Here is a 7,427-nt window from a genome sequence, read left to right as displayed (position 1 = left end):
TAACCCCCCTTGCATGACCCACTTCATTTGCCTAGACATTGATCATAAGCATGGCGCAATGCGTTGGGCAGAAGAACACCTACCACCGCCACGGTGGACAAGCCAAAATCCCTCAAACGGACATGCTCACATCGTCTATGAGCTAAAAACGCCCGTTTGTACCAGTGAGCATGGCAGTCGTAAAGCCTTAGACTATCTCGCTAAGATACAAGCAGGGCTTGTTAGAGAGACAAGAGCAGACGTCGGCTATACCAACTTCATCACCAAAAACCCCATGCACGAACATTGGCGTACCGAAGTATGGACAAAAGAAGCCTACGAGCTGAGTTATCTAGCAGATTTTATTGATCTGAGACCTTTAACAGCGACCGAGAAAGAGTACGGACTTGGTAGGAACTGTTCCCTGTTCGATACTGTTCGTCATTGGGCTTATTCTGCGATTAGAGAGCATCGAGGCAAGACATGGGAGCCATGGTATAACTCAGTACTTAAACATGCTCAGAACGTCAATATGATGTTTTCAGAACCATTACCGTACTCAGAAATCAAAGCCACTGCAAAAAGCATAGCTAAATACTGCTGGAAGCATGATGGATATCACTATAATGAGTTTGTTTATCGTCAGGCACTTAAAGGTAGTAAAGGTGGTAAAGTCTCTAAACGTAAGCCTGACCCTACGTCAGAGCAATCCATGAAGCCTTGGGAGGACTTAGGTATTTCGAGAAGAACTTACTATAATCATAAGAAACTAGGTAAGCTTTAAAAAGTTGCACTGGATAAGCCTAAATCAGATAACAGCCCTCGCGAAGGATGGCTGCTTAGGCTATTTTTCTACAGTTGTCTCTTGAGGTTGCGGTGGAAGTTATCGGCCCCAGCTTTTGTAAGCTCGTTATTACTTAGGCTATCAAATTGTTTATTCCTTGATTCTTCAATTCCAAAGGTGATGTTGTCTGCTCTGTACTGGTTAATAAACTCTTCTAGGTCTATGCTAGATACTAATACTGGCCATTTCTGCAAGTACTCAGGTAAGAGCCTCGTTATTTGCCTGTATGACATGAGACTAAGGTTTGGTGAATCCACTCTAATAGCATATGAGCATATCCTTCGATTTGCTATTGTAGCTTCTCCAATCTCAAAAGGTACCCACCAGGATCCTACAGTATTACTAGAAATTACAGCTATCAAATGTGTACTTTTTTTGATGTTCTTAGTTATGACCTCTGTTATATCATCGGTGCTTTTTGATTCTTCATCGATTATATCCAAGTAGTAACTAATGTTATTAGCTGATAATTTTCTGGCTATAGCGAAAGCTGTATTTCTATCCGTGTGCCTATAACTTATGAAAACAGGCATCTAAATCTGCCCCTTAATACATATTTTTCGGTAGTACTCGCCAAGGGCTGTTAGTTTACATCCAGTAGACTCCATGGCTGCAAAAAACATATGCTCTGCTTCATGAGGTATTACTAAACCATGGCGATTACATTTCTGTAGATCTTTAAAGATCGCTGAGTTGTTACTGTCTACGGGTAGGTGCTTTAACTCGTCAGCTACACTCGTTCTGTCGGGTTCAAATGAAGGATCTAAATGGAATATTGCACCTGGAGATTCAAACCACTGAGGTAGTTTTCTTAAAATACTAGGGTCTACTAGTGGATTGTTTTGTCTCAAACTAATAAATTTTGAGACGTTAGTTTTGAATACAGGTCGTTGTTCCCATACATTTAGAGCATTATCAATAAAGCTATATAAACTACCGGGTGTGACTTGGCCTAGAATATTAGAAGCTCCGCCAGTCAAGCCTTCTAAAAGTAGGCCTGTAAATAGGCCATGCTGATCCATTAGACTTTCATTAGCGTATTCATTTTTCGTACAAGCTGTAAGGATTGTCACTCCATCTCCAATAGTACTTGTATTTTCCTTTGCATTTCTATCTTCACCTGCAGCCCCTGAGTTGCATGAGTCCAAGATGATTATTTTATTTTTAATTTTAGAATCATTGGCGTATTTCAGAATATCAGATATGCGTATAAAGCCATTATCATCATGATGATGATAATCTTGTAGACAAAGAATCCCTTCACTCATATCTTCATTAAATGAGCCATGACCTGCAAAATAAAATAATGCTACATCAGCGTCTCCTTGAAAAAGCTCTCGAATTTTCTGCTTAGTTTGTATACCTCTTACACCCATTGGATTGTTAGTTGTTAATAATTGGACTGAGAAATTGGGATTACCATCTGCATTGCGCTCCAGAGCTTGTTCCATACCTACGGCATCATTCTCGCACCAGTTTAATGAACTAATATTATCGTAGTCATTGACACCAATTATTAAAGCTTTTCTCACAAGTTTCTTCCTTCTATTGTTAAATAAATTATTCAAATTTTTTTTTAAACTTGAGATTAAATTTATCATTATTTTTTAAATTCTATGATGTAATCCAAGTACTTCATCACCTGCTCTCGATCACTATCTTGCTCTTTTTTAGTTAATTCATAATAGCTAGTTGCTATCTGCTTATCCCATTTATCGACTAGTTCTTTTGGTATAGTTAGACTGCCATCGCTATTTTTTTTACATTTTGAGTGTAAATAGCTTTGCCAGTGTGCCCAGCGCTCGTGCTCTATCGCTGCTAGTTTCTCAATCAGTTCTTGTGTTTTATTTGAATAATTATCTAAGCTCATATGTCTACCCTCAATTGCTAAATTGAATCGATAAATGAACTGATATTTAAATCATTCCATACTTTTGTGTTTACGCCTGAAATATTCGTTCTGTCAGACGAATAAGCCCAGATTCCGAGAATGGGCTTTCTTTCTTCTTTAGCACACTGAATTTCCCATTTTTGTCCGCTAGAATCCAAAGAGTTTTTACTAACAAGTACAATTACTCCGTTAGATCTTTTTATCCTTGTACGAACTTTTTCCTTCCAATCTGAATCGTAAGCTTGTTTAACCGACATATCTGTATACGTGAAAGGTGATCGCACGTGAAGAGATTGCCCTTTCAAAAGAGATCTTTGGTTTTGGTCTTCAATAGCAAATGCTATGAATAGGATTTTAGGAGTAGCCATATTAAGTCCTCAAAGTATATCGAGTTAAAAAAATACTCGTTTAATGTTTATTATTATGCTTATATGGGTACTTGAAAGTTAATTGAAAGTGCGTGTAAAAGATAATTCTGTTTTAGTCTCCCATTCAAATATGTTAATTATAATTTAATAAATAAGCTAGCATATACCGTGGGTACAATATTCACTACGTTACTATTGACCCAAGGCATACTGGTAAGGGGAAACCCCTTAACCCCAACCCCTCACATAAAGCCGTGAGGGGTAAAAAACAACCGCTAGAGCGAGGCGAACATGGCAAGGACAAAATGGCTCAAAATAAGAGTGTCTGATCAAGAAATTACAGACATCAAAAAGCGTGCAGGTCAGCACGATACGTCTAATTATGTTCGCAGATTGGTACTCGATCAGCCGGTATCCGCGCCTAAACCCAAGCACAAAAAAATCGTACATAGTGCCGACCCCGAATTGGTACGAGCTATTAATCGCATCGGTATCAACATCAACCAAATCGCCAAGCAGACCAACACAGGGCAAGAAGTCGGTAACTCCGTATTGATGGCCTTACTTAACTTGCAAACCACGCTAGACAAAGCACTAGCATCGAGTATGCCTGATGATCGTTAAATTCTTCACGAATGGCACTGGTGGCAGCAAAGGTGTGTTTGATTATCTGCTTAAAGACAAAGAGCAGCCCGACGGTAAACGTCTTGGTGCCGAGGTGCTAAGAGGCGATATAGACAACCAAGCCATGCTTATTGATAGCCTAGACTTTAAGCAAAAATATACCAGTGGCTGCTTATCGTTCACTGAATCAGCCGACGAAGTCACTACAGAACAAAAAAATGCCTTGATGGACGGCTTTGAGCAGACCATTAGAGCAGGGCTAGACGTTGATAGAGTAAGCGTTTCGTGGATTGAGCATCGTGACAAAGGCAGGTTAGAGCTGAACTTTGTCTTTGCTAACGTTGACTTGGAACATGGCAGAGCATTTCAGCCCTATGTTCACAGCGTGGATAAGCGCAGAGTGAACGCATGGAAAGACATACAAAACATCGAGCATGGTTTTACTGACCCTAATGATCCAGCCAACAAGCGACTAATGGCGCAGCGTGACAACTTGCCAAGAGAGATCAAAGACGCAAGACAAGCCATTACTGAGGGTCTACAAGCATTGGTAATTGAGGGCGTAATCACCAATCGTGCCGATGTTGTCCAAGCATTGACGAGCAGTGGCTTTGAGATAGCAAGAGAGACGGACAAAGCGATCTCTATCAAGAACCCAGCAGGGAAACGAAATATCAGGCTGACAGGCGGACTATATGAGCGAGATTTTAACTTTAGCAGCGAAATTCAAAACACAGTCACAACAGCAAGCGAAGACTATCGAGCAAGAAGTACAGAACGCTACGACGCAGCTAAACAGCTTTATGACAGCGAAGTTGCAAGAAAGCGAGACTATCATCAAGCAAGGCATGGAAAGCCTAGACACCAGCAACGAGCAATTGCTAACCATGTTAGCAAAGCATCAAACCGATATGTCTACAGCCCTCGAAACCTATACGAACAACGTCCAAGCCCATACCACCGAGCATTTAGAGCAGTTCGCAGAAGAGATGGAAAGGACGATAGAAGCCTATACACAGCACATCAAACAACTGATCACGCAGCGAGAAGACCGGATAGCGCAGGTCATCAAATCAGAAATGAAAAAATGGGTGATAGTTACCAGCTTCGTCGCAATCATGGTACTGGCATTGGGCATGGTTATAGGGGCAGCGTTGGTCAACAAATTCTCGAAGCCGACCTACATCATTCAAAAGCCGCAAACACAGCAGCCCATCGACTACAGTCAGAGGTAAGTTATGGACAAGAGACTACTAGAGCAAGTACAACAAGCCCTGCAAGCACAGCAGGACACGATCAAACGCCAAGAGCAGATGCTAGACGACCAAGAGCGATACACACAGCAGCAGTTAAGCAAGAAAGACCAGGATATAGCGGAATTGACAGCCTTATTGAACAAATTGGCGCAGACGAAGACGCAAGAGCTGGAACGCTTGCCGACGTTGTTCAAGGAGTTGCAAACTTCAATGACAGAACAAACAAGCGTGTTCAGTGGTTGGGTCAAGCATCGGAGACAGTACGCAACAACGCAATCAACGTTGATAAGCGAGTTATTGGCGTTAGGAAACGTACAAATGCAGCTCGTAGCGCAATTGCAGACGTATCAAAGCACGATAACACCGCCCGATTATCTAAAGAGCGATACGACGCAATTAGAGAGCGATACCGTGAGGTTAGAGGACGAATTGAAGGAATTAGTGAACGCACAGATCAAAATAGAACAATCACAGGCGAAAATAACAGGCTCGCAGACAGAAATACAGACGGAAGTGAAGGAGTTAAACAGATTGCTGGACAAATTAGAGAGCTAATACAAGCTAAAGAGCAAGAACTTGAGCGTGCTAGAGCGCCCACAAGGTCACGATCTCCGAGTATGAGAATGTAATTTCTAAAGCAGTGGAAATAGTCAACTTAAAGAATACTATCAAGGGTTACGCTGTGATATTAAAGCTCATGGAGCTTTAAGACTTGCTACTGTATTTATTCACTATGATAATCAAGTTAAGATAAAACCAGAGAATCTGATTCCGAAACTATTTTATGGGTCTAGGCCATGAAGTCGTTATATTTAAGCTACTTAATATATTTTTAGAGGTGATAGTGGAAATTTTTCTAATAGTTGCTGTGATAACAGTAGCTCTATTTCTTTTTATGAGAGGCATTTTTTCTTTCAAAAATGCTACCCAGTTAACGCTTAGACCTTTTAATGAGTGGATGGCTCTAGCTAAAGGGGGAAGTAAAAAAGAACGAGAAGTAATGAGTCATACCACCTTACTTGAAACAGGAAGTCTGTTAGAGAGAGCACATATAATCTCACAGGGAGAGTTTAAAAAAATATTCTCAGGCTCTAGAATTTATGCTTCAGACGTCATAATACTAACCTTGGTCACGACTCATATTCAGGATCATTTCTCAGACTCTAGCGACTTCCCCTTGAACGAATCTAACCAGACTAGAGTTTACTTTTATAACTGTTTTTGTAGATTGTATTTCGAGGGCTTTCACTCTGAAGGCAATCTTTATAAGGGCAAAGAGGCTTTGATGGCTATGGCTAGGTATGCGACTAATAAAGAGCAACAGTCATGGTAGTATCAGAGGTTTTTCTATAAATAAAACTTATAACAAAAGGAGATATAGTTGTTAAAAGATCAACTAAATTCAGCAAGGTTACGTAATCTGCATCCATGCTTGATTGCTTTATCTTGGTTTTATTTACACAAAATAGAGAGATTATAGAAAATGTCGATTGGTTTAGTTATTGCTGGCATTGTTGTTGTTTACATAGTGCTTACTTTGAAGAAGTATAAATATGCTAATGATGTTGGCTCAAAATCGATGTCTGAGTGGGTTAATATTCTACAGAATAGTAGCGCAAAGCAAAGGGAGCAAATGTCACATAGCTTAATTCTGTTTTCTGGAAAAGCTCTAGAACAAAAAGGTCTTATACCTAAAAATGGATTGAGAAATGGCATAATATTAAATAGAGAGGTATCTAAACCAAATTTTATTGCACTGGTATGTGAAGAGGCGACTACTTTAGATTCACTCTCTATTGAGCAGAGAGAGAGAATCTTAGATTCAACCAATGCGAGACAGTATTTTTCAAATTGTCTCGTATTGGTTTTAGCTGATCGTGGCGCACAAGGCTTAAGCCGCATTGCTTTCAAATCTCGTTATCTAACTGATGGTTTTTAAATTCGATAACATTATTGTGACTTTGATTTTATAAAAGAAAATAGCAAGAATAAAAACGTCTCAAAAGGTCTTACTCAATTTCAAGTATGTAGCATAATGTAGGCACAAATATTTAGGGCGATGCACGCCTTAAATGGCGTGGCTTTACGAAGATGTTGCTGATTGACGAAACAAGAATGAGAGCGTAAACTCAAGTGCTAGAAACGACTAACCCCCGAAGCCGGCCAGCTTCAGGGGTTAGATGAATTTTAATCTGTGTCAGCAGATATAAAACCCATTTTTCGATACGGATATTTTATATCAGCAGGCGCACCAACACAAGTGTGCGTGATGTTAATACTACCGGAAATATACGAAACACTCCCTCATAAGCCTTATTGCACCGATGATTTGGGCATTCTTGTCATTCGTCCAAAGCAAACAGCTGTCAAAATGCGGTACATCCAACATAACCCCCCTTGCATGACCCACTTCATTTGCCTAGACATTGATCATAAGCATGGCGCAATGCGTTGGGCAGAAGAAC

At 40.2% G+C, this 7,427-nt stretch carries 10 protein-coding genes and 1 pseudogene; 7 read left to right on the top strand and 4 right to left on the bottom strand.

The features are described from left to right. Nucleotides 1-763, top strand: a 763-nt coding sequence (locus BTV99_RS12340; protein WP_075102663.1) for a replication initiation protein, incomplete at its 5' end; no start/stop codon positions are given. A 68-nt stretch (nucleotides 764-831) separates the two neighbouring features. Here BTV99_RS12340 and BTV99_RS12335 read toward each other — a convergent pair. The 4 genes from BTV99_RS12335 to BTV99_RS12320 form a co-directional block, all read right to left on the bottom strand. Next, on the bottom strand, nucleotides 832-1,356 hold the full coding sequence (locus BTV99_RS12335; protein WP_075102661.1) for a toll/interleukin-1 receptor domain-containing protein: 525 nt from the start codon (nucleotides 1,354-1,356) through the stop codon (nucleotides 832-834). Beyond that, nucleotides 1,357-2,355: a caspase family protein gene (locus BTV99_RS12330; protein ID WP_075102662.1), complete on the bottom strand. Its 999-nt coding sequence runs from the start codon at nucleotides 2,353-2,355 to the stop codon at nucleotides 1,357-1,359. A gap of 68 nt (nucleotides 2,356-2,423) precedes the next feature. Beyond that, on the bottom strand, nucleotides 2,424-2,693 hold the full coding sequence (locus tag BTV99_RS12325; RefSeq protein ID WP_075102660.1) for a hypothetical protein: 270 nt from the start codon (nucleotides 2,691-2,693) through the stop codon (nucleotides 2,424-2,426). A gap of 17 nt (nucleotides 2,694-2,710) precedes the next feature. After that, complete coding sequence (locus BTV99_RS12320; protein WP_075102659.1) at nucleotides 2,711-3,082, bottom strand: TIR domain-containing protein; 372 nt, start codon at nucleotides 3,080-3,082, stop codon at nucleotides 2,711-2,713. Nucleotides 3,083-3,373: 291 nt separating this feature from the next. Here BTV99_RS12320 and mobC point away from each other — a divergent pair, with 291 nt between their 5' ends. The 6 genes and pseudogenes from mobC to BTV99_RS13340 form a co-directional block, all read left to right on the top strand. Next, entirely contained in the window at nucleotides 3,374-3,706 is a 333-nt protein-coding gene (mobC, locus tag BTV99_RS12315; RefSeq protein ID WP_083608653.1) for a plasmid mobilization relaxosome protein MobC, read from the top strand. 695 nt (nucleotides 3,707-4,401) lie between these two features. Further along, a complete protein-coding gene (locus tag BTV99_RS13350; protein WP_143507143.1) occupies nucleotides 4,402-4,941 on the top strand; it encodes an MbeB family mobilization protein in 540 nt (179 codons plus the stop codon). Between the two features lie 3 nt (nucleotides 4,942-4,944). Further along, complete coding sequence (locus BTV99_RS13345) at nucleotides 4,945-5,517, top strand: hypothetical protein (protein WP_143507141.1); 573 nt, start codon at nucleotides 4,945-4,947, stop codon at nucleotides 5,515-5,517. 289 nt (nucleotides 5,518-5,806) lie between these two features. After that, nucleotides 5,807-6,295: a hypothetical protein gene (locus BTV99_RS12305; RefSeq protein ID WP_143507139.1), complete on the top strand. Its 489-nt coding sequence runs from the start codon at nucleotides 5,807-5,809 to the stop codon at nucleotides 6,293-6,295. Nucleotides 6,296-6,445: 150 nt separating this feature from the next. Next, nucleotides 6,446-6,901, top strand: a complete 456-nt coding sequence (locus BTV99_RS12300) for a hypothetical protein (protein WP_075102655.1) — start codon at nucleotides 6,446-6,448, stop codon at nucleotides 6,899-6,901. A 255-nt stretch (nucleotides 6,902-7,156) separates the two neighbouring features. Continuing rightward, nucleotides 7,157-7,427, top strand: a pseudogene (locus BTV99_RS13340) (replication initiation protein); the annotation flags it as partial.

It is taken from the genome of Psychrobacter sp. Rd 27.2, from assembly GCF_001921755.1.
GTDB lineage: Bacteria > Pseudomonadota > Gammaproteobacteria > Pseudomonadales > Moraxellaceae > Psychrobacter > Psychrobacter celer.
The sequence above is the reverse complement of the archived record's forward strand: the minus strand, read 5'-3'. Positions and strand labels throughout refer to the sequence as shown.

Bases quoted from the DNA above. Each gene is read 5' to 3' on its own strand.
- BTV99_RS12335 (WP_075102661.1), bottom strand. From the start codon at position 1,356: ATGCCTGTTTTCATAAGTTATAGGCACACGGATAGAAATACAGCTTTC.
- BTV99_RS12300 (WP_075102655.1), top strand. From the start codon at position 6,446: ATGTCGATTGGTTTAGTTATTGCTGGCATTGTTGTTGTTTACATAGTG.
- BTV99_RS13350 (WP_143507143.1), top strand. From the start codon at position 4,402: ATGAGCGAGATTTTAACTTTAGCAGCGAAATTCAAAACACAGTCACAA.
- mobC (WP_083608653.1), top strand. From the start codon at position 3,374: ATGGCAAGGACAAAATGGCTCAAAATAAGAGTGTCTGATCAAGAAATT.
- BTV99_RS13345 (WP_143507141.1), top strand. From the start codon at position 4,945: ATGGACAAGAGACTACTAGAGCAAGTACAACAAGCCCTGCAAGCACAG.
- BTV99_RS12320 (WP_075102659.1), bottom strand. From the start codon at position 3,082: ATGGCTACTCCTAAAATCCTATTCATAGCATTTGCTATTGAAGACCAA.
- BTV99_RS12325 (WP_075102660.1), bottom strand. From the start codon at position 2,693: ATGAGCTTAGATAATTATTCAAATAAAACACAAGAACTGATTGAGAAA.